This window comes from Anaerobutyricum hallii DSM 3353, assembly GCF_000173975.1.
GTDB lineage: Bacteria > Bacillota > Clostridia > Lachnospirales > Lachnospiraceae > Anaerobutyricum > Anaerobutyricum hallii.
This window is the reverse complement of record NZ_ACEP01000033.1, coordinates 29,948-52,513: the sequence shown is the minus strand read 5'-3', so window position 1 is coordinate 52,513 and position 22,566 is coordinate 29,948. Positions and strand designations below refer to the sequence as shown.

General features: G+C 37.5%; 19 protein-coding genes and 7 tRNA genes. 23 read left to right on the top strand and 3 right to left on the bottom strand.

Translation table 11 applies throughout. The annotated features are described in order from the left end of the window. Positions 1 to 46: 46 nt before the first annotated feature. From EUBHAL_RS02685 to EUBHAL_RS02595, 19 genes are all read left to right on the top strand, one after another. A tRNA-Asp gene (locus tag EUBHAL_RS02685) sits at positions 47 to 120 on the top strand. Positions 121 to 155: 35 nt separating this feature from the next. Continuing rightward, positions 156 to 228 (top strand) — tRNA-Val (locus EUBHAL_RS02680). 5 nt (positions 229 to 233) lie between these two features. After that, positions 234 to 306: transfer RNA gene (locus EUBHAL_RS02675), tRNA-Thr, on the top strand. Positions 307 to 338: 32 nt separating this feature from the next. Beyond that, positions 339 to 420, top strand: a tRNA-Tyr gene (locus EUBHAL_RS02670). Positions 421 to 442: 22 nt separating this feature from the next. Next, a tRNA-Met gene (locus tag EUBHAL_RS02665) sits at positions 443 to 516 on the top strand. Positions 517 to 521: 5 nt separating this feature from the next. Next, positions 522 to 594, top strand: a tRNA-Phe gene (locus EUBHAL_RS02660). A gap of 3 nt (positions 595 to 597) precedes the next feature. Continuing rightward, positions 598 to 670 (top strand) — tRNA-Lys (locus EUBHAL_RS02655). A 142-nt stretch (positions 671 to 812) separates the two neighbouring features. Next, positions 813 to 2,351 (top strand): aminotransferase class I/II-fold pyridoxal phosphate-dependent enzyme, encoded by a 1,539-nt coding sequence (locus tag EUBHAL_RS02650; RefSeq protein ID WP_005344555.1) that lies wholly within the window; start codon positions 813 to 815, stop codon positions 2,349 to 2,351. Positions 2,352 to 2,488: 137 nt separating this feature from the next. Further along, positions 2,489 to 3,118: a dTMP kinase gene (gene tmk / locus EUBHAL_RS02645; protein ID WP_005344553.1), complete on the top strand. Its 630-nt coding sequence runs from the start codon at positions 2,489 to 2,491 to the stop codon at positions 3,116 to 3,118. 98 nt (positions 3,119 to 3,216) lie between these two features. Further along, positions 3,217 to 4,239: a DNA polymerase III subunit gene (locus EUBHAL_RS02640; RefSeq protein WP_005344551.1), complete on the top strand. Its 1,023-nt coding sequence runs from the start codon at positions 3,217 to 3,219 to the stop codon at positions 4,237 to 4,239. An 18-nt stretch (positions 4,240 to 4,257) separates the two neighbouring features. Next, on the top strand, positions 4,258 to 5,157 hold the full coding sequence (locus EUBHAL_RS02635) for a PSP1 domain-containing protein (protein WP_005344549.1): 900 nt from the start codon (positions 4,258 to 4,260) through the stop codon (positions 5,155 to 5,157). Between the two features lie 210 nt (positions 5,158 to 5,367). Next, a complete protein-coding gene (locus EUBHAL_RS02630; RefSeq protein ID WP_005344547.1) occupies positions 5,368 to 6,117 on the top strand; it encodes a tRNA1(Val) (adenine(37)-N6)-methyltransferase in 750 nt (249 codons plus the stop codon). Between the two features lies 1 nt (position 6,118). Beyond that, entirely contained in the window at positions 6,119 to 6,961 is an 843-nt protein-coding gene (gene rsmI, locus EUBHAL_RS02625) for a 16S rRNA (cytidine(1402)-2'-O)-methyltransferase (RefSeq protein WP_005344545.1), read from the top strand. Between the two features lie 207 nt (positions 6,962 to 7,168). After that, the gene (locus EUBHAL_RS02620; RefSeq protein WP_044921637.1) at positions 7,169 to 8,215 is read left to right on the top strand and encodes an Ig-like domain-containing protein; all 1,047 of its coding nucleotides are present in this window, start codon (positions 7,169 to 7,171) and stop codon (positions 8,213 to 8,215) included. Positions 8,216 to 8,227: 12 nt separating this feature from the next. Next, positions 8,228 to 10,525, top strand: coding sequence for an Ig-like domain-containing protein (locus EUBHAL_RS02615; protein WP_005344541.1), 2,298 nt, complete (start codon positions 8,228 to 8,230; stop codon positions 10,523 to 10,525). A gap of 243 nt (positions 10,526 to 10,768) precedes the next feature. Beyond that, positions 10,769 to 11,893: an alanine racemase gene (alr, locus tag EUBHAL_RS02610; RefSeq protein ID WP_044921634.1), complete on the top strand. Its 1,125-nt coding sequence runs from the start codon at positions 10,769 to 10,771 to the stop codon at positions 11,891 to 11,893. Positions 11,894 to 12,073: 180 nt separating this feature from the next. Further along, complete coding sequence (locus tag EUBHAL_RS02605) at positions 12,074 to 12,703, top strand: nucleoside recognition protein (RefSeq protein WP_049940621.1); 630 nt, start codon at positions 12,074 to 12,076, stop codon at positions 12,701 to 12,703. Next, positions 12,691 to 13,227 (top strand): spore maturation protein, encoded by a 537-nt coding sequence (locus EUBHAL_RS02600; protein ID WP_005344531.1) that lies wholly within the window; start codon positions 12,691 to 12,693, stop codon positions 13,225 to 13,227. The genes EUBHAL_RS02605 and EUBHAL_RS02600 overlap by 13 nt, the downstream gene beginning before the upstream one ends. Positions 13,228 to 13,442: 215 nt before the next feature. Further along, entirely contained in the window at positions 13,443 to 14,156 is a 714-nt protein-coding gene (locus EUBHAL_RS02595) for a hypothetical protein (protein ID WP_005344524.1), read from the top strand. A gap of 683 nt (positions 14,157 to 14,839) precedes the next feature. Here EUBHAL_RS02595 and EUBHAL_RS02590 read toward each other — a convergent pair. Both EUBHAL_RS02590 and EUBHAL_RS02585 read right to left on the bottom strand, forming a co-directional pair. Then, on the bottom strand, positions 14,840 to 15,400 hold the full coding sequence (locus tag EUBHAL_RS02590; protein ID WP_005344522.1) for an NUDIX hydrolase: 561 nt from the start codon (positions 15,398 to 15,400) through the stop codon (positions 14,840 to 14,842). A 58-nt stretch (positions 15,401 to 15,458) separates the two neighbouring features. Further along, on the bottom strand, positions 15,459 to 16,283 hold the full coding sequence (locus EUBHAL_RS02585; RefSeq protein ID WP_005344520.1) for a hypothetical protein: 825 nt from the start codon (positions 16,281 to 16,283) through the stop codon (positions 15,459 to 15,461). 937 nt (positions 16,284 to 17,220) lie between these two features. On the opposite strand from EUBHAL_RS02585, the gene EUBHAL_RS02580 reads away from it, so the two are divergent. Next, positions 17,221 to 18,591: a L,D-transpeptidase family protein gene (locus tag EUBHAL_RS02580; protein ID WP_044921631.1), complete on the top strand. Its 1,371-nt coding sequence runs from the start codon at positions 17,221 to 17,223 to the stop codon at positions 18,589 to 18,591. Positions 18,592 to 18,603: 12 nt separating this feature from the next. Here EUBHAL_RS02580 and EUBHAL_RS02575 read toward each other — a convergent pair whose 3' ends face one another. After that, entirely contained in the window at positions 18,604 to 19,629 is a 1,026-nt protein-coding gene (locus EUBHAL_RS02575; protein WP_005344517.1) for a LacI family DNA-binding transcriptional regulator, read from the bottom strand. Between the two features lie 316 nt (positions 19,630 to 19,945). On the opposite strand from EUBHAL_RS02575, the gene EUBHAL_RS02570 reads away from it, so the two are divergent. The 3 genes from EUBHAL_RS02570 to EUBHAL_RS02560 all read left to right on the top strand — a co-directional run bounded on the left by EUBHAL_RS02570 (position 19,946) and on the right by EUBHAL_RS02560 (position 22,539). Then, the gene (locus tag EUBHAL_RS02570; protein WP_005344515.1) at positions 19,946 to 20,953 is read left to right on the top strand and encodes an aliphatic sulfonate ABC transporter substrate-binding protein; all 1,008 of its coding nucleotides are present in this window, start codon (positions 19,946 to 19,948) and stop codon (positions 20,951 to 20,953) included. A 63-nt stretch (positions 20,954 to 21,016) separates the two neighbouring features. After that, positions 21,017 to 21,760 carry an ABC transporter ATP-binding protein gene (locus tag EUBHAL_RS02565; protein WP_005344513.1) on the top strand — a complete coding sequence of 248 codons (744 nt, stop codon included), beginning with the start codon at positions 21,017 to 21,019 and terminating at the stop codon, positions 21,758 to 21,760. Further along, positions 21,760 to 22,539, top strand: coding sequence for an ABC transporter permease (locus tag EUBHAL_RS02560; protein WP_005344511.1), 780 nt, complete (start codon positions 21,760 to 21,762; stop codon positions 22,537 to 22,539). Before EUBHAL_RS02565 ends, EUBHAL_RS02560 begins: the two co-directional genes overlap by 1 nt. The last annotated feature ends 27 nt before the right edge of the window (positions 22,540 to 22,566 follow it).

The window sequence follows — 22,566 nt, the reverse complement described above, 5'->3', positions numbered from 1 at the left end:
TGGAAAAAGATAGTTTGTGTGTGGTTTTGAAGGTACATACCTTTTTGGCCCGGTGGCTCAGCTGGTTAGAGCGCCGCCCTGTCACGGCGGAGGTCGTGGGTTCGAATCCCATCCGGGTCGTTTATCCGCAAGGATATATTTTAATAAGTGAATATGGGATCTTAGCTCAGCTGGGAGAGCATCTGCCTTACAAGCAGAGGGTCATAGGTTCGAGTCCTATAGGTCCCATTTATGCCGATGTGGCTCAATTGGCAGAGCAGCTGATTTGTAATCAGCAGGTTAACGGTTCGAGTCCGTTCATCGGCTTGTTATGGTTATTAAAAGTCATAATTAAATATGGGTGGATTCCCGAGTGGCCAAAGGGGACAGACTGTAAATCTGCTGCAAATTGCTTCGGTGGTTCGAATCCACCTCCGCCCATTTAAAAATTAATAATTATTATCGCGGGGTAGAGCAGTCTGGTAGCTCGTCGGGCTCATAACCCGGAGGTCGTTGGTTCAAATCCTTCCCCCGCAACTCATGCCCAGATAGCTCAGTTGGTAGAGCAGAGGACTGAAAATCCTCGTGTCACTGGTTCGATTCCGGTTCTGGGCATATGGGATATTAGCTCAGTTGGTAGAGCACTTGACTTTTAATCAAGTTGTCCGGGGTTCGAATCCCCGATGTCTCATGAAGGCTCAGTAAATGTTTTATTTACTGAGCTATTTTTTTTGTCTAATAAGCTTATTAATAGTCGGCTGGTAAGTGGTAATAAATTTAAAAAGCATAAATTCTAAGAAGAGTTAAAAGGATGAAGAGATAAAAAATAAGTTATGAATACACCAATCTATAATAAATTAAGAGAATTAGAGTCAGAAAAAAGAATTCCTTTTCATATGCCAGGTCACAAAAGAGCTGATTTTGGGGCTTTTTTTGGTGTAGAAAAAATGGATATTACAGAGATAACAGATTACGATAATCTTCATGAGCCAGAGGGCATTATTCGTGAATCCATGAATCTTGTAAGAGATATATTTAAAAGTAAGGAATCATGGTATCTTGTTGGAGGGAGTACCCTTGGGATTCTGGTATCCATTTCTTCGGTCTGTAGACAGGGAGATAAGATTTTAATAGGGCGAAACTGTCATAAGGCGGTCTATAACTGTATCAGGCTATTACAGTTGGAGGCCGTCTATTGCTATGCAGATGTTTCTGCCGAGTATGATATATGCGAGGATATGAAGCCAGAAGCCGTAGCAAGGGAATTAAGGGCGAATCCAGATATAAAGGCAGTTGTACTGACTTCACCTACTTATGAAGGAGTTGTGAGCGACATAGCAGGGATTAAAGAAGTAACTCGGCCGTATGCCATTCCTTTGATTGTAGATGAGGCACACGGGGCGCATCTCATATTTCATAAGTATTTTCCAGACAGTGCCGTTCAGGAAGGTGCTGACTTGGTGATTCAAAGTACGCATAAAACATTGCCTTCCTTTACGCAGACAGCAGTTCTTCATCTTTGCTCAGACATCGTGACAAAAGAGCAGGTGGAGGAAATCATCGATATTTATGAAACCTCAAGTCCATCGTATCTTTTGATGGCTTCTGCTGAGTACGGAATCATGTATATGAAAGAAAATCAGGGACAACTCGCCGAATATGTGGATAACCTTAAAAATTTTCGCCGAAAATGTGAACAACTCAAAAAAATAAGCCTGCTCAATCAGAAAAAGTTAAATTGTTTTGCATATGATAACGGGAAATTGGTCTTTTCAGTAAAGGGCTGCGGAATAAATGGAAAGGAGCTGTTTCAGTTATTATATGAAAAATATCACATTGAACTGGAGATGGAGAACCTGACTTATGGGATTGCCATGACTTCTATCTGTGATAAAAAGGAAGATTTTGATGAGCTTTGGAAGGCAATTTCTGAGATTGATAAAATGTGTGAAGAGAAAGAAAAGGAAAATCGTAGTTTAAATAAGGCTGTAAATGAGACAAAAATTGCCATCCAAAACCAAGATAAAGTTGAAATAGAAATTTGTGATAAAAACAAACCCAAAATAGAAACTAAAATTCATAACCACTATAAGGTTATACAAGAAAAAGAAAATGAGCAGACAATATATCCTCCCAAAATCATAGAATCCTGGCAGTGCCGGGGAAAAGCCATGGAGACAGTTGAGTTGGCTGATTCTACTGGCAGAGTTTCAGGAAAATATGTCATGATTTATCCGCCGGGAGTACCAATATTAGTTCCTGGAGAAAAAATACTCAAAGAAACAGTGGAAAATATCAGTCAATATTTATATAATGGATATAATGTACTTGGATTGTCCTGTAATAAGATTATCGTTCTAAAAGATTTATAGATAGTATAGCAAAAGCAGTATGATAAAAATATTGTACCAGAGCATGTTTGAAAGTACTATGACTAAAATACGATGAAGAAGTCAGATAACATTCAGATAATAAAAGTGCATGTACTTCTGAAGGGAGATTTTATTAGATGAAGGGATTATTTATTGTGATGGAGGGACCGGATGGTTCAGGAAAGACCACACAAATAAATTTATTAAAAGAATACTTAGAGGAAGCAGGCTATGAATGTCTCATAACAAGAGAACCGGGGGGAACAGTGATCGGAGAGGAAATAAGACAGCTTATTCTGAATCCAGAACACAAAGAAATGTCTCCAGTAACAGAAATGCTTCTCTATGCGGCATCAAGAGCGCAGTTAGTACATGAAGTAATCGGACCAGCATTAGAAGAGGGCAAAATCGTTATAAGCGATCGTTTTGTAGATTCTTCTATCGTTTATCAGGGAATTGCAAGAAAACTTGGTATTTCTACAGTTTCGGCTGTAAATGCGCCGGGAATCGGCATTTATCGTCCCGATGGAATCTTTTTTATTGATTTATCAGAGGCAGAAGGACTTCGTAGAAAGAAAGAGCAGAAGAATCTTGATCGTATGGAGCAGGAAGGTATAGATTTTCATCATATGGTATCGGAAGGATATCGAAAAGTCCTTTCAGGCAGGCCGGAAGTTATGAAGATTGATGGTGGAAGATCCATTGATACGATTCAGAAAAAGATTCGGAATCATGTGGATGAATTATTGAAGAAGAAGAATCGATAGACATGAATTCATTGAGAAAAAACAATAAAAGAATAGGTACCAATAGAAAATTAGCAGAAGAATTAAGATGATTAACAGAAAGATTTTGAGGGAAAGTCATGGCTGAATTAAATGAGATTTTAGGAAATGAAAGAATAAAAGAGCATTTTATTACTGCTGTGCATCATAAAAAGATTTCTCATGCCTATATTATGGAGGGGGATAAGGGAAGTGGGAAAAAAATGCTTGCCGAGGCCTTCTCTAAAATATTGCAGTGTGAAGGCCGGGAAACTACGGGTCTGGTGGAATCCTGTGGAAAGTGTGAATCTTGTATACAGATGGAATACCATGATCATCCGGATGTAATTTGGGTTTCTCATGAAAAGCCCAATGTGATTAGTGTTGGTGAGATAAGGGAGCAGATTGTTAATACAGTAGAAATTATGCCATATAAGGGGCCTTATAAAATCTATATCGTAGATGAGGCGGAAAAGATGAATGCTGCAGCGCAGAATGCCATCTTAAAGACGATTGAGGAACCGCCGGAATATGCAGTTATTTTCTTACTTACTACGAACAGAGGAGCATTTTTAGACACAATTCTTTCAAGATGTATTCTTCTTGCCACAAGACCGGTACCCGGAACAGCTGTTGAGAAATACTTGGTGGAAAAATGTAGTGTTTCTAAGGAAGAAGCAGAATTTGCAGCAGGATTTTCTCTTGGAAATATAGGAAAGGCAGAAGCAATCATTTCTTCAGAAGAATTTCAGGATTTAAAGGAGTTGACTCTGTCCATTTTGCGGTATATCCATGAGATAGAGAGTTACGAGATTGCAGATAAAGTAAAGGAATATAAAAAGTATAAAAACAGAATTGAGGACTTTTTCGATATTTTTCTGATGTGGTTTCGGGATATTATGTTACTGAAAGCAGATAATTCAGTGAATGCTGAAGCTGCCAAAAAGAAAATTATTTTTAAAAATGAGTATGCGTATCTGAAAAAGCAGGTAGATAAATTAGATTTAGAGGCAATTGATTATGTTATAGGCAAAATTCATCGTGCCAGAGTCCGCATAAAGTCTAATGTGAATTTTGACGCAACTTTAGAGTTGCTTATTGTAGAAGCGAGAAGAGAGTTTTAAGAAGAACAGGAGGTAGAAATGGCCAGAGTAATAGGAGTTCGTTTTAGAGATAATGGTAAAATATATTATTTTGCCTCAGAGCAGTTTGAGGTAGAAGTTGGACAGAATGTTATCGTGGAGACTGCGCGTGGAGTAGAATACGGCAGAGTTGTTTTAGGAAATCGTGAGATTCACGATGAGAAGATTATTGCAACTTTAAAGCCAGTTATCCGAATCGCAACACCAGAAGACGATAAGATTCAGGAAAATAATAAAGAAAAGAGCAAAGAAGCTTATAAAATCTGTATTGAGAAGATAAAAAAACATAAGCTTGCAATGAAGCTCATTGATTGTGAGTATACATTTGATAATAATAAAGTATTATTTTACTTTACGGCGGATGGACGAATTGATTTCCGTGAGTTGGTAAAAGATTTAGCCTCAGTTTTTAAGACAAGAATTGAATTAAGACAGATTGGTGTAAGAGATGAGACAAAAATTAAAGGTGGTATCGGTATTTGTGGAAGAAGCCTTTGCTGTAATACATTTTTATCTGAGTTTGTGCCAGTATCAATTAAAATGGCGAAGGAGCAGAATCTTTCTCTGAATCCTACAAAGATTTCAGGAGTTTGTGGAAGATTGATGTGCTGTCTGAAAAATGAGCAGGATACTTATGAGTATCTGAACAGTAAGCTTCCGAATGTTGGTGATGAAGTAAAGACGAATACGGGAGTAAAAGGTGTTGTTCACGAAGTCAGCGTGTTAAGACAGAGAGTGAAGCTCGTAGTTACTGACGAAAAAGGAGAAAAGGAGCTCGTAGATTATAAAGTGGATGATTTGATTTTCCGTCCTCGGAAGCGCAGAGAAAAAGTAAAAATGGATGATGAGCTTAAAAAATTAGAGGCGATGGAGAAGAAGGAAAGAAAGTCTAAGCTTTAATGAAACGAGGAGAATAAGGGAAGGGAATTTGAATAATAACAATTACTGTTATTATTATTGTTTTATTCCTCATAATTTTTTATAATACTCAAATTTTGGTTTTGTTGATATAAGAAGTTTGAAAAATTAAGAAGAGTTCTTCGGTAGTTTAATTACTAGGTTCTTCACTTAATTGTAGTTGAAAATGAAGATTTAAAATAGGATACTTATATGGAGAATGTACAAATTAAAGAAAATGAGCGTATTGATGATCTCCAGATAAAGGATTACCGTATTATCCAGAAAACAGATGGTTTTTGCTTCGGGATTGATGCGGTACTGCTTTCTGATTATGCCAGAGTTAAAAAGAAAAGTAAAGGGATTGATTTGTGTAGCGGTACAGGAATTATTCCAATACTGATGGAGGGTAAATATCCGCTTGCTCATGTAGAAGGTTTAGAGTATCAGGAAGAGTTTGCCAAGATGGCAGAGCGTTCTGTGAAGATGAATGGTCAGGAAGAAAAAGTGCATATTGTACAGGGGGATGTTCGTAATATAAAGACAGACTATGAGAGGGAGAGTTTTGACTGGGTGACCTGTAACCCTCCGTATATGACAGGAGAACATGGTCTGACGAATCCAGATTATGCAAAGGCAATTGCAAGACATGAGATTACCTGTTCCCTTGAAGATGTAGTAAATGCAGCAAAATGGCTGTTGAAAACAGGCGGCCATTTTTATATGGTGCACAGACCTTTTCGCTTAGCGGAGATTATTTATACATTAAAACAGCATAAATTAGAGCCGAAGAGGATGCGTCTCGTACATCCTTATGTAGATAAAGAGCCAAATATGGTTTTGATTGATGTTGTAAAAGGTGGTAAGCAGAGGATTACGGTAGAACCCCCATTAATTGTATACAATAAGGATGGTTCTTATACCGATGAGATTTATCAGATATATGGAGAAATGAAGAATTAAAATGGCAGGAACATTATATTTATGTGCGACACCGATTGGAAATCTCGAAGATATGACCTATCGGGCAGTACGAATTTTAAAAGAAGTGGATTTGATAGCGGCAGAAGATACGAGAAACAGTATCAAGCTTCTCAATCATTTTGAGATAAAAACAAAGATGACGAGCTATCATGAGTACAACAAAGTCGATAAGGCAGTTTATCTTGTAAATAAATTAAGAGAAGGACTGGATATCGCAGTAATCACAGATGCGGGAACACCGGGAATCTCTGACCCAGGAGAGGAACTTGTAAGACAGTGCTATGAAGCGGGAATTAATGTTACATCACTTCCGGGAGCTTGTGCCTGCATTACGGCACTTACTATGTCCGGACAGCCGACAAGGAGATTCGCATTCGAAGCATTTTTACCGTATGACAAGAAGGAAAGAGCACAGATTTTGGAGAATCTTCGCAATGAGACAAGAACGATTATTATTTACGAAGCGCCGCATCATTTAAAGAAGACTTTGAAAGAGTGCAGGGAATATCTTGGTAACCGAAATATGACGGTATGTAAGGAACTGACGAAGCGATATGAGCAGAAGCGCAAGGCAACTCTCGATGAAATGATTGCTTATTATGAGGAGAACGAGCCAAGAGGGGAGTATGTTTTAATCTTTGAGGGAAAGAGTTTACAGGAACTGAAAGAAGAAAAACAACAGGAGTGGAATCAGCTTACTGTGCAGGAACATATGGAACATTATCTTGAAAAAGGGATGGATAAAAAGAGTGCGATGAAACAGGTAGCAAAAGACCGCGGAGTAAGTAAAAGGGATATTTATCAGGAACTGTTAAAAAAGTAATCCTTTTTTCTAAAAATTAAATAAATGAATTCTTAAGAATTCTATAGTTGAGAAATGTTATCAACTGTAGAATTGACAGGGAGTATAAAAACAGGTAATCTTTTAAATAAACTAACCGATGTTAGAATTGAGTAACATAAATTAGTTTTAAATGGAAACCTGTTTTTTTATTAAGTTTATTTGAGAGAGAGAAAGGGAGAGAAACAAATGAGAAAAATTAGTTCATTCATTATGGCATGTGCAATGTGCCTGTCAATGACAGTAGTGGGAACAGTTGCACCACAGGTAGCGGTACAGGCTGAGGAGACAGCAACGGTAGAATTAAAGGAAGCACCAAAAGCTCCTTCAACATATAAGACAGTTGCTGGATATGATTGTCAATTGAATTATGGCGATGATGCTGAAGAATGGCTTTCAGCAATTGATAAGGTTGAAGTAAATGGAATAGAGTATGAAAAAGCAACTTCTTCTTATAGTATATGGAACAATGCGAAATATTATGCTAAGGCAACGCTTGATTCCTCAGATAGTACGGATGTAAGATACCTATTAATTGGAGAGGGCAAATTTGAAAAAGATGAATCAGCAGTTAATAAAGTTGTTATTTCTGCAGATGGATATAAAGACTTAGTATTGGAAGTAAATAAAGATGGTAAAACAGTTGCCATCCACACAAAACACACAGGCGGAACAGCTACTTGTACGAAGAAAGCAGTCTGCGATTTCTGTGGAGAAGAATACGGAGAGTGCGCATCTCATAACTATGGAGATGAATATGAGTCTGACGGAACTTATCACTGGAAGAAATGTCAGAATGAAGGTTGTGATGCTACGACTGAAAAAGAAGCACATAAAGGTGGCGAAGCTACAACAACAAAGAGAGCAGTCTGTGAAGTATGTGGAGCAGAATATGGAGATTTAAAGCAAGAAGATCCTAAGCCAGCAGACAAAACAACAGAAGGTAAAAAAGATGATACAAAACCAGCAGAAAAACCAGATAGGAAAACTGTAAAAGCAAAAAAAGTTGTTGTTAACAAAAAGCGTATTGTGTTAAAGAAAGGCAAAAAAGTTAAACTTAAAGTAAAATTAAAACCAGCCAATGCGACAGAAAAAGTTACCTTTAAGTCTTCTAACAAGAAGGTTGCCAAAGTAACAAAGAACGGTGTTGTAAAGGCCGTTAAAAAAGGTAAATGCAAGATTACTGTTAAGACAGCAAGTGGAAAGAAAGCAGTTGTTAAAGTAACTGTAAAATAGGAGAAACCGGATATGAATAGGAAGGTTAGAAATTTATTAGCTAGTGTAGTTTTGGGAGTGTGTTTACTTGCATTATCCTTTATTCCTTCATTTGCGGCAAACTCTGCAAATTCTGCCAGTGTCGGCAATGTAGAAGCAATGAAAGAAAATGTAGTTTATGATTTTCAGAGTCTTTCTTTTGCGGATGCACCTGACTATGTCAAAGGAATAAAAAGTGTTTCTGTAAATAAAACAAAGTGGGAAGAAGCAAGTTCTCGTTTATCTTTAATGAGACGAGAAGCATACTACAGAAATACAGATGAAAATAAACTTTATTTTGATGGTTCTTCTGACGGCATGTTAAAGAGTGGAAATATTCTCACGATTGAGAGTGAAGGATATGAAACGCTGTACTTACGTGTGATAAAGGCAACAGCAGATACATTTACTGTTAAAAAGACAGATTCAGATGCAGAGACTCCTTCAGGACCTTCTGATGGAATTAATACGCTTCATGTAAGAATACGAGGAAGCTTTGAAAGTGCTTTAGAAGGACAGAAGAAATATGATGCAATCAGTGGAGCTTCTACTTCTGTTACGACAAATAAAAATAGTGATGTGATTGTTGAAGCAGCAGTTCTTCCTGATGGACAGGAGCCGAAGAACAGCGACTGGAAGCCGTTAAGTGAAGTAATCACAGTAAATAAGAACAGAACAAAGATAAATATTGATACAGAAGCCTGCGGAATGGAAGGTGTTTATTCTGTCCACGACAGTTCTCTTTCTTTATCAGGGGAACCGTTAAAAGCCGGCTCTTATCCAATTAGTGTAACAGTAACGGATGAGAGCGGTCGTACTGCGACAAGTAATGAGCTGAATTTTAAAGTTTATACTCGTACAGAAGTACTTGCAAAGCAGCTTAAACTTGAGAATTGTAAGCAGACAGCGGATGGAAAGTATATGTATGATATGGAGCCATGGGCAATCGCTTCTTTTGGTGGAGAGAACGAAACCGTTACGGTACCAAAGGATATTAAAGCATGGTACGGTTCTCATACAAGTGGAACTTATGGAGAACTTGGTTATGCTGTAGATGGTAGTCCAGTACAGACATTGATTGTTCCAGATGGCTGTAATCTTACTCTTGTAAATATGAAAGTTTTCAGCAGCGTAAATATTGTTGTAGAGAATGGCGGAAAGCTTGTTCTTCGTGATTCTTCTATTCATGGAAATATTGAAGTGAAAAATGGCGGTAAGTTCTCATCAAACTATGATGATTATGGCAGTCAGTTTCTCACAGGTTCTTCAATTAATGGACAGTTGATTTTAAATGATGGAGCAATTTTAGAAAATTCATCTATTTATTCTAACACCAATTTTATATCAAATGGACATATCATCAGACAGAATACGAATCCTGTTATTGTTGTAAAAGGAAAGGTTACCGTAGATGGGCAGGTATTTGTAAAGGGAGATGAAGCAGCAACCGGACAGGATGAAACAACAGGAAAAAGCCTTTCCGGTCAGCCAGCGATCCGTATTGAGAATGGTTCTTTAGATATTAAAAAGGATTCCGTAGTAGCGGCATTTGGTGGAGGATATATTGCAACAACATCCGTAGGCGGCAGCGGAATTATTTTAGATAATGGAAGTATTTCCGGTGAGGGAACATTAATTGCATTTGGCGGTAACGGTACATATGATGATGGCGCAGATGCTATCAGCGGTAATGGTACTGTTTCTGTAAAAAATGTTTATGCACAAGGTGGATGCAGCAGTATACCAAAAACAGGTGCTACTGCGGGAAAAGCAATTGCAGATGGGGTAACGCTTGCTAAGACATCCAATCGGACATTGCTAAACGGTAAGGAAATCAAGGATAACTATGGAACAATTTCTGAGTTGTACTGGTCAAGTATTACAAAAGTTCCAGATGTGAGCAAGTATGTGATAGAAGTAAATGGTTCTGATGAAGAGGATAATACGAAACCAGGCAGCTCTGAAGATAAGCCAAATACGAAGCCGGGAACATCCGAAAAGAAGCCAGAGACGAAGCCAGCTTCAGGTTCTACAGTTAAGAAAACAATAAAAACAAAGTCTTTAAAAGTGAAGAAGACAAAAGTTACTTTAAAGAAGGGAAAGAAATATAAAATACAAGCCAAGAAGATTCCAGCATCTTCTACTGCTAAGATTATGTATCGCTCTTCCAATAAGAGGATTGCCAAAGTAACAAAAAAAGGTGTTATTAAGGCCTTGAAAAAAGGTAAATGTAAAATTACTGTAAAGACCAGTGATGGAAAAAAGAAAGTAATTATAGTAAAAGTAAAATAGTAAAAGTGAAATAATTGAAAGAATTCGGGAGATGCTATATTTCCCGAATTTTTTCTGTATAAAAAACTTCACAATAGGAAAAAATGTGGTAGAATTTATTTGTTTACAGACTTTTTTATAAGGGGTGTTTTGCGCCCATTTATAAGTATACCAAATGTGACATAATATAGATATGTACAGTAACCTGAGTAAAGTATGATTTTACAGGATTACTGTAGAAGTAAGGGAAAGAGGACAAACATAATGGAAGAATACTTGCGTACCTATTGTGAAATTGATTTAAAAGCAATTAGGGAGAATTATATAAATATCAAAAAGAAAACAGGAGATAATGCGATGACTATGGCTGTCATAAAGGCTGACGGTTATGGACATGGTGCAGTGGAAGTAGCACATTATTTAAATGATATTGCAGATTATTTTGGTGTTGCTACAATTGATGAGGGAGTAGAACTGAGAAAGGCTGGATTAAAACAGCCAATTTTGCTTCTTGGCTATAATTCCCCCTCTCTTTATTATAAGAATTTGGAGTATGGTGTAGATCAGACGATTTATTGCTATGATACGGCTAAGGCAATGTCTGAAGCTGCCGTAAAGGCAGAAAAGACGGCGAGAATTCACATCGCATTAGATACCGGAATGACAAGAATCGGTTTATCTCCAGATGAGAAAGGGCTTGCGATTGTAAAGCAGATTGCAGAGCTGCCCAATATAAAGATTGAGGGGTTATTTACCCATTTATCCTGTGCAGATATGACAGATAAGGCATACACAGAAAGTCAGATGGAGAGATATGATCATTTTGTTCAGTTACTTGATGAAGCGGGAATTGAAATTCCAGTAAAACATATCTGTAATAGTGCCGCTATCATGGAATATGAAGACCATCGTTATGATATGGCAAGGGCGGGTATTATTCTTTATGGAATGTATCCTTCTGATGAAGTGGATTTCTCTAATTTAGATCTGACACCGGCCATGAGCTGGTATTCTCATGTAGTAAATATTATGGAGCCAGAGATGGAACGAGGTGTAAGTTATGGAGCGACTTATATTGTTGAACATCCATGCCGTCTTGCTACAGTATCTGTTGGATATGCGGATGGATATGCAAGAAGTCTTTCTAACAAAGGCTGGGTATTGATTCACGGACAGAAAGCACCGATTGTCGGGAGAGTGTGCATGGATCAGATGATGGTAGACATTACAGATATTCCAGATGTGAAGCTTGAAGATATCGTTACCTTGATTGGAAAAGACGGGGATAATTATATCAGTGTTGAAGATATGGCGAACCTTGCCGGAAGCTTTAACTATGAATTTGTTTGTGATGTAGGAAAGAGAGTTCCTAGAGTGTATAAAAGATAGATAATGGACATTCATACAGGATACGACAGACAGCAAGATATTTATGCAGTATGCGGATTTTGCGATGTATCAGATTAAACATACCGTTAAGAATCAGTTTGGTTACTTTGATATGGAAGCATACCGTACAAGCCAGGAACAATATAATGAAGAAAAAGGTTGAGAGAGTTTGAGTGGTTTATGCTGAATATATTGTGGGTGATTATGATTGCCGGAGGAATCTTCTTTGCGGCATTTCATGGCACAATGGGGCAGATAACAGAAAGTTTTATTTCATCTTCAACAGAGGCGGTGAATTTATGTATTTTTATGCTTGGAGTTATCGGTGTCTGGAACGGCATGATGGAAATAGCGGTAAAGAGTGGTCTTATGAAAAAGATTGCAAAGACAATGTATCCCTTTATCCACTGGCTATTTCCAGACATACCACCCCGCCATAAAGCTAATGAATACATAGCGGCTAATATGGCAGCTAATATTCTTGGGCTAGGCTGGGCGGCGACCCCAGCTGGGCTTAAGGCGATGCGAGAGCTGCAGAAGCTGGAGGAAGGCGGGGGCAGAGCTTCTGATATGATGTGTGCTTTTCTTGTTTTGAATATTTCATCGCTGCAGCTTGTTCCAATTAACATGATTGCCTATCGAAGCCAGTACGGTTCCGTGAATCCAGCCGCGGTTGTACTTCCAGCAATCTGTGCGACAATGATTTCTACCATAGCAGGAATTGTATTCATTAAAATAATAGAAATAACAAGATACAATGGAAAGAAATATAATAGAAAAAATAAGAAGAAACGGAGATGGATACAGTGAAGTTTCTTCTTTATTTTTCGGATTTTATCGTGCCATTTACCATGTTCTATATTGTTGTATATGGCTTCTTTAATCGCACCGATGTATATGAAAGCTTTCTAAAGGGAGTAAAAGAGGGTTTTCAGATTGTTATTGAAATCGCGCCGACAATGATAGCATTACTCGTTTCGATAGGAATCTTTCGTGCATCAGGAGCATTAGATTCTTTCTCAGAACTGCTTGCTCCCGCAGGAAAGCTTTTGCACATTCCAGTAGAAGTTATTCCCGTATTTATTGTAAGAATATTTTCTTCATCGGCAGCGGTCAGCTTTGTCCTTGATATTTTTAAAGAATATGGTCCGGATTCAAGGCTTGGAATGATTGTCTCAATCATGATGAGTTGTACAGAGACGGTAATCTATACAATTACGATTTACTACATGAGTGTAAATATAAAAAAAACACGTTGGACTTTACCGGGAGCGATGTTTGCGACGATAGCAGGAGCGGTGGCGAGCGTGGCAATAACGGAATTGATTATGTGATTTAATCAATATAGTATTAAGCGTAATTACTAGAGGGTGTTTGAAAAATGCTTTCTGCAAGATGTGCGTCATCTTACATCTGATATAAAAGACCAGCTATAATTAAGATAAGTTTAAGAACTACTGGTTAATAGCTATTGTATACATAATAAAGACTATATGAGAAATAACAAGAAAATATAGAAGTTGGAAAAGTAATAAATGAGGAATACTTTATGAAACAAGAAAAAAATATTGATTATTTTCAGATAGAAGGAACCCCCGGCGGCAATCAGGAATGGTGCACAGACTTCTGGATGTATCTTGGCGGCTGTGGTGCATTAGCTGCCTGCGATTTATCTATTTGCCTGGCGAGAAATTATGGTCTGAAAAAATGTTATCCCGGCGATGCATTAAATCTCACTAGAAAAGAATATGTGGACTTCTCCATGAAAATGAAACCCTATATTCATCCAAGAGTCGGAGGAGTCACAAAACTTTCTATGTTTACAGATGGGTGTGGACAATATTTAAAGGATTGTGGATATGGGGCTGAATTTGAGACTCTAGATGGGGATAAACCATATGAAGAAGCTGAGAAATTTGTGAAAAAAGCAATCGAGAGAAATCTTCCGGTAATTTATCTCATGCTTCGTCATCGGGATAAGGAATTTAAGGATCTGAATTGGCATTGGTTTTGTATAACAGGATATAAAACAGAAAAAGAAGAAGTCCAGCAGCGTCAAATAAAAAATTCTTGTATCCACACAGCTTCCATTCAGGCAAATGAAATGAATAAAAATAAAATTAAAGAAGGCATCAACTTAGAAGAAAGAGTTTACTTAAATTATCATACATATGGAGAAGCTCTGTCTGTTGATTTTAAAAGACTTTGGAATACGGGTATGTATAAGAGAGGCGGAATGGTGGCATTGAAGAGTATTAAATAGTAATTTGTTAAAGACAGGAATCGAAAGAAGGCATTATGTAATAACACGCTCTAGCAAGCGATAGATGCGGTTGAGCATTTATCGTGCAGTGATACGAAGTAGTTTTACATAATGCCTTCTTTCGGTTCCGTTTCCTTTAATAAAACTAAACGACTCTTACAGAAGATAATCAGGTAAGTCAACGCCGAATCCGTGATGAACAAAACCGATATGTTCGAGTGTAATGTGTTCAATAGAAATCTTGTTTAACGTCATATGTTGCATACTGCTTCCCTCCCAACTTAAATTCTGTTATTTTATTATAACAAAAGAAAATCAGTTTGAATAGAGGATAATGCGGTGACTTCGGCTATTTTTCGGGCATAAATAGAAATTTTTTTGACATGAGGTTAAGAAAAAGAAATACAATAAAAATAGATAAAAAGCAGGAATTGAGGGCAATTTTGATAATAAACTTCAATAGGATGTGAAATCGCCTAACAAAAAAGAAGTAAAACTAAATTTTTTTGTGAAGATTGTGAATTGAAAAAAAAGAAAAATATTATATAATAAGAAACGTTGAAAAGAAGAGTTGAGCCATTGCGGTGAGACCTTAAATATAAATCTTAATTTTCCCCTTTAACTGCTTTGCAGATTTTATATGGTGCGTATCGAGTCATATTGATGACGTCGATGCGTTTTTTTTATTTTAAATAGAATTGTAAATATTTTTTTATCATCAAAAGTTCCTCTGGAAACAGACAATACTTTCTATCTCCATCTTTTACTTTTTTGCAGCATTCCTTAAAATCAAGCCAGCATACTTCTTGAACTTCTTCTTTCTGTAAGGTTAAATCTTCTATATTAACAGGTTCCTGATACAAATAAACATGACTGATTTCGTGATTTTTAAAAGGCTTGCCATAAAATGTTTCCTCGCAACATCCCTCATGGAGTCCCATAAAATGAAGCTGCTCCGGCTTTGCCTTAATTCCAAGTTCTTCTTCCAGTTCCCTTAATGCAGAAGAAAGATAATCCTGACCTGCTGGTAAATGTCCTGCAGAAGAAATATCATAGCATCCTGGAAATGCATCTTTATTTTCACTACGTTTCTGTAACAGCAAATCATAACTGCCTTTTTCATTTTTCCGCACAATCCATACATGAGAAGTTCCATGAATATCTCCATCGGCATGAACTAAGGAACGTTCTTTTACTTCACCTGTGGGATTCCCATTTTTATCTCTTATATCTAAAAATTCCATCGTTATATTCCTTCTCTCTTTGGGGGAGTCTCCTTTGCCTGCGGCAAATCAGAATTTATCAAGAAACTTTTTCCCAGATTTCCTCTCTGGAAAGTGAAAAATTCTCCGCAACAATCTTAGCAATCTCCATAAAATGATCATTCATCTGATCAATATTCGGATACTTATGGAAAAGATACATCAGCTTCTTAATCCACTCAATTCCCTTATAATCAAATGGGTCTTTCGATAAAATATCACTCATCTGATAAGGAAGAATCTGCATCCAGATACTCATACGAGCCAGAAGATGCATTGTAAAATAAATCTGGCGGGTAGAGCCGTATTCGGCGGTGTTGGTGTAATGCTCGCCGTAATACTGAATATTACTTACTGTTTCTTTATGTAAGATATCAACTTTACTATTGTTAATGTCGTATTTAACGCGAATACCGTAGCGGTGTTTCAGCCATGCGGCATAGCCCCGGCGTTCTGCGTGATACTCAGACCAGTGCTGGAACAATACTGTTTCCGGGTCATCAAATAACTGTCTGTAGGAAGTCAGGTGATTAAGTCGGGCATAGTCTCTATAATCACAAATGTGTGTCAGTTCATGGAAGACAAGACGATATACTTCACAAAGTGGGGAACGTCTTAAATATGGTTCCTTAAAAATCAGTGTAAACGGCTCGTTCATATGCTTTGGATATTTCATACAGGCAGCTACATGCTTCCAGTTTTTGCGGGCAGTTGCCTCATCAAGAGTCTGAGAGTCTTCTTTATTAAATCCATATTTTTTCTGACAGGTATACATATCGTCTGTCAGTACAATCTGAACGTTTAAATTCTTTATTTTAAAGAACTGAATATACGAGTTCATAATTCTGTTAATCGTCTTTTTCATAATATTGCCCCCATAGGCTCTAATAGAGCCGACTTCCCTTTTTATTAATAATCAGTATAGCACAAAAGAAATATAGCGTCAAAATGTATACAGAATTACTATTTAATTCATTAGACAAACTACAGGCGAAGCCATTGCTGGAGAAGGTGAATTAAACAGGAGGGGGGATTGGGGGACAGAAGCTGATGTCTTCTGCTTACTCGAGAATGACTGGGAATAGAGGGTATGATTTGGATTTTTTAATGACTATCACCGTAATATTTCAATAATGTCAGAGCAAGTAGTGGACTTCTGTTCTTCTAAAATATCTACCGTTTCAATTTAGATAAAAATATCCATCTACAATATTCTGAGAGTAAGCAGAAAACTTCTGCCCTCTCCCCCAAATCCTCACAACCACTATTTAATTCAAACAAAATCCAGCCAAAGACAGCCCGAGAAGAGAGAAGATATCCTATATTTATGGCCTCGGAGCAAGGTTTAGATGCGAGCGCATAAAGCGAGCATTTAAATCGCCGCGACTAAAGTCACAAATATAGGATATCTTCTCTCTTCTCGGGCGTCTGTTACTTAATGAATTAAATAGCAATTTTCCCTCTTGTTTCTGCTGGAGAAATGAACTATACTAGGAGACTGTGGGATATCGAGAATATTTCGTATATATTTAACGGACAGGTAATTTGACAGTTTGGAAATACGATTGATATTCAAAAAACTATATCTAATAGTTATTTCAATAGTTATTAAAATATGTACTCTCGGAGTATTTCCTGCACTTGCTTTTGTGGCTGATTTTCCGACAGCCGCACCCAAATTTCATCAACGTATGCATCGCGTACGCCTCAAAAATTTGGGAACAACTGACAAAAAATCTTCTCACCAAATCAAGCATAAAAAGATTCCGAGAGTACATAAATTTGAACAGGAGGAAAGAAAAATGAACAAACAGAAAAAAATCGGCCTGGCTGTACTTGTTGTTATTTTATTGTATGCGGCTATTTCTGTATTTTTTCAATATCATTATTTTATCGGAACAAAAGTGAATGGTTATTCCTGTGGTTTCCGAAGTGTTTCAAAGACAAAAGAAATGATAAAGGAAGATATCAAAGCCTATAAGATTACAATTAAGGAAAGAAATAAGAAAAAGGAAAGTATTTCATTTTCTCAGGTAAATCTTGCATTTAAGGATGATGGAAAGCTTGAGGGAATTAAAGCACAGCAGAAAGGCTATGCATGGATTACTGCATTATTCCAGTCTCAGGATTATAGAGATGCGATTACATTGACAATGGACGATACAGCATTTAATGATACATATAATAATCTCAATGCATTTAATAAAGATATGGTAGTTGCACCGGTTGATGCATATTCTACCTATGATAAAGCTACAAACAGCTATAGTATTGTGCCGGAAGTTTACGGAAATACGGTAAAGAAGAAAAAACTGAAACCACTTTTAAAAGAAGCAATCTTAAATATGGATAAATCCATTGATATAGAAAAAAATGACTGCTATAAAAATCCTGCTTATAAGAAGGATACAAAGGAAGTCGTAGAAGCAAATAAAACGATGAACAAATATGTTCAGGAAACAATTACATACGACTTTGATGATCGTACTGAAGAACTTAAGGGAAAGAAAATCAGCAAATGGCTGTATGAAACAGATAAACATGAGGTTAAAGTTCACAGTGAGATGGCCGCAAAATATATCAAAAAACTTGCTGATAAATACGATACTGTTGGAATAAAACGAAATTTTACGTCCATCTGCGGCAATAAGGTAAGTGTCAGTGGCGGTACTTACGGATGGAGAATTGATCAGAAAGCGGAAACAAAGAACCTTGTTAAAACAATTAAAAAGGGTAAATCTGTTAAGATAAAACCAGAATATGCTCACAGAGCAAAGAGCCGTAAAAAGTTTGATATCGGCAGTACTTATGTAGAAGTAAGCTTAGGTGAGCAGCATATGTGGTTCTACAAAAATGGAAAAACTTTAGTATCCACAGATGTTGTAACTGGTGATATCAGCAAGGGACATGGAACCCCAACAGGAGTTTATTATATCCTTTATAAAACAACAGATTATACTTTAACTGGCCAGGGCTATGCCTCCCATGTAGACTACTGGCTTCCATTTATTCAGATTGGTGTCGGAATCCATGATTCATCCTGGCGTGGAAGTTATGGTGGAGGAATCTTCACATACGATGGTTCTCACGGCTGTGTAAATACACCGAGAAGCGCAGTACAGAAAATTTATAACAATATTGAATCCACCTATCCAGTAGTAGTGCATTGGTAGGAAACTCAAAAGTTATCGCCCACAATAGGAACAACTTTCGCGTACAATCAACCTACATGGAAGTTCAATCCGCACCGCATTACTATGTTGGTTATGTATCCGGTCAAGGAGCAGGTTTACTGCGTGGTGAGCCATTTCTTTTTTGGGAATATCAATGGTGGTGAGCATAGGTTTTGTCTGCTCAGATTCCAGTATGTTATCGATGGAAATAACGGAAGGAATGTAGCCTTTTTTGCGGTGGCGCTGCAGACAGTCAAAAACGCCGAGAGCAGTGCTGTCATTTGCACAAAAAATGGCGGAGGGAAGTTCTTCTCGTTGTAAGATAAGTTCCATTGTTTTCATGCCCTCTTCTCTGGTTTGGCTGGTTGGATAAATATTAGAGTAGTCTAAAGGTAAATTATGCGAAATTAAAGATTGATAATAACCAATATATCTCGCCTCATAGGAGCAATCGCCTATGTAGGCGATTTTTTTATGCCCAAGAGAGATGAGATAGTTCATGGCAGTGACGGCGGCAGTTGTTCCGCTGCAGATTACTTCGTCATAATCAAAGTTTGTCGGGTTACGGTCAATTCCTACGATATTGTGATAATGATTTTGTAAAGTGGAAATCAGTTCAGCAGGACATTTTCCAAGAAGGATAATTCCATCAGCGTGGGTGTCTGTTACTGAAAAATAGGATTTTTCTTTTAACATGGAAGTGACTTCCGGGAGGGTGAGAAACTTTCCGGGAACACATTGCTGACGTAGAAGTTCTTTTTTCAGAGATTCAAAAAGTTCGCTGAAAAATAAATCCTGAGAAAGTGAGGGAAAACGGGTCAGAAAAATATCGAAAGTGAGGGGAGTGGTTTTAATTTGAGGTGCTCCGGATTTTAATGTTTGTGCGGCAGTATTTGGTGTGTAGCTGATTTCCTGTGCAGCAGCCCAGATACGTGCCTCTAGTTCTGGATTTTTGCATTTATAATCTGGATGATTTAAGACTCTTGAAACGGTGGATACTGAAGTACCGGCTCGGTGGGCAATTTCTTTTAATGACATAAAAACCTCCTGATAACGTTATCAAAAATATTTTGAAAAATAAATTATAAAATCATGTATACATGAAAAAATTATAAAAAAAACAAGAAAAAAAGTCAATATTATGAGATAGAAAACGTTATCAAAAAATCGTGTTGTTGTTAAATGTATTTTCACATAAGATAAATACAACACATGTGAGAGGAAAAACAAGCTGATGTCAGACAGAAAAAATAACACAGAGATAAGTAAAAATCAGCACTTAACCAAAGATAGACGGAAAGGATATAAAAAATGCTGATAGATAATTAGAACAGGGAAAGGATGTTGATTCGATATGAAAAGAAGCATAAAGAGATGGAATCTAAAAAAGATTTTTGTGATAGCCGGAGTCGCAGCAATGGTAGCAGGGCTTGCAGGATGCGGCGGAACGAAAAAAGATGCTGATAAAACAACAGAAATTAATGTGGGATATTTTAATAATGTAACACATGCACAGGCTCTTTATATGAAAGCACAGGGAACTCTCGACAAAGCATTTGATGGAAAAGCAAAAGTGAAATGGACTTCTTTTAACGCAGGACCATCGGAGGTAGAGGCATTATTTTCAGGAGATATTGATATCGGATACATTGGACCAGTTCCGGCAATCAGTGCAAATGTTAAGTCAAAAGGAGATGTCAGTATTATATCAGGAGCGTCTCAGGCAGGAGCAGAACTGGTAAAGGCACCGGGTTCAGAGATTGAGTCAGCAAAAGATTTGGACGGAAAAACAGTAGCCATTCCGCAAATTGGAAATACACAGCATTTGTGCCTGTTAAAACTTCTTTCTGATAATGGGTTAAAGACAGTAGAGGAAGGCGGAACAGTCACTGTTACCGCTGTAGAAAATGCGGATATTCAGAATATGATGGATCAGGGAAATATAGATGCGGCGCTTGTACCAGAACCGTGGGGTTCTACACTTGTGAAAAATGGTGCGGAGATTGTGTTAGATTACAATGGAGTCTACATGGAAGGTAATTATCCGGTAGCGGTGGTTGTTGTAAGAAATGAGTTTTTAAAAGAGCATCCTGATTTAGTGAAAGAATTTTTAAAGCAGCATGAAGCGGCAACGGATGAAATTAATCAAAATGCAGATGAGGCGGCAAAAATTATTAATGACGAGATTAATGCGGCAACAGGTAAATCATTAAGTGAGGACATTTTACAGACGGCATTTCAGAAATTAACCATTTCAACAGAGGTAAATAAAGATGCAGTGGATGATTTTGCAGCAATTTCCCTTGAACAAAAATTCATTGACCAGAAACCTTCCGATGACTTTATTACGGAAGTAAAATAATTTTAATCATCCAGAAATTATAGTACCTATTGCGTATATCAGACATTTAAAAGGAGACAGAGCATGGCATTAATATTAGAAAATGTGGGAAAGACTTTTGAAAATACGGGTCAGGCCACTTTAAAAAATATAAATCTTGAAATACAGCCGGGAGAATTCCTTTGTGTAGTTGGTAAAAGCGGATGTGGTAAAAGTACACTGCTTAACCTGATTGCAGGATTAGAAGCTCCGACAGAAGGAAGAATTCTTTTAAACGGAAAAGAAGTAAAAGGCCCGGGTTCAGAACGGACAGTGATGTTTCAGGAACATGCTCTGTTTCCGTGGCTGAATGTTATCCAAAATATAAAGTTTGGAATGAAAATAAATGGAGTTCCGAAGGAAGAACAGGAAATACGGGCAGAAAAATATTTGAAGATGATGCAGTTAGAACAATATAAAGACTACGCAATACATCAGCTCTCTGGCGGAATGCGTCAGAGGGTGGCCCTGGCGAGAGCATTTACGATGGACTCAGATATCCTTTTGATGGATGAACCATTTTCTGCACTTGATAAACAGACATCCAATCATTTAAGAAAAGAATTACAGGACATTTGGATGCAGACACACAAGACAATATTTTTTATTACACATAGCGTTGAAGAGGCGGTATATCTTGGTGACAAAGTAGTGGTAATGTCAGGAGAAAATGGCGGCATCAGAAATATTGTGCCAATTAATCTGGAAAGACCAAGACATGTCTATGATGAAGAATTTATCGCATATCGCCATAAAATATTAGAAGAGATACAGGGAGGGGATTATTAATGAAAAAAATAAGAAAATCCAATATAGCAGGGGAAATACTGTTCCTTCTTGGAATCATCATTTTGTGGCAGATATTCTATGTGGCAGGTGTTGACGGACTTGGAATATGGAAAGCATATGCGATGCCATCCCCGGTCGGTGTGTGGAATTCCTTTGTGGAAATGATGAAGCAGGGAACATTACTTGCTGCAATTGGAAACAGTATTCTCCGAGGTGCGATCGGATACATTCTTTCACTTATAATCGGAGCAGTAATCGGAATATTAATCAACCATTTTTCTTTTTTACATAGGAACTTAAGACCACTGATTATGGGAATCCAGACATTACCAAGCATCTGCTGGGTACCATTTTCTATCTTGTGGTTTGGACTTACACAAACAGCAATCATCTTCGTAGTAATCATGGGATCGGCGTTCAGCATGGCAATCGCCGTAGACAATGCAATATTAAATGTACCTCCAATTTATAAAAAAGCAGCCCTCACAATGGGAGCAAATCAGAAGCAGATTTACTGGAAAGTCATATTTCCGGCAAGTCTCCCTGAATTAATATCGGGAATGAAACAGGGATGGTCATTTGCGTGGAGAGCGTTGATGAGCGGCGAAGTAATGACAACATCCATTGGGCTTGGACAGACATTGATGACAGGACGAAATCTGGCAGATATTAACCAGGTTATGTTAGTAATGGTTGTCATTGTGGTGGTGGGAATCCTCATTGACCAAGTGGTGTTCTATAACGTAGAAAAGAGGGTGCTGAAGAAGAGAGGCCTGTGATTTGAGTTAAACCAAATAGACAAGGCA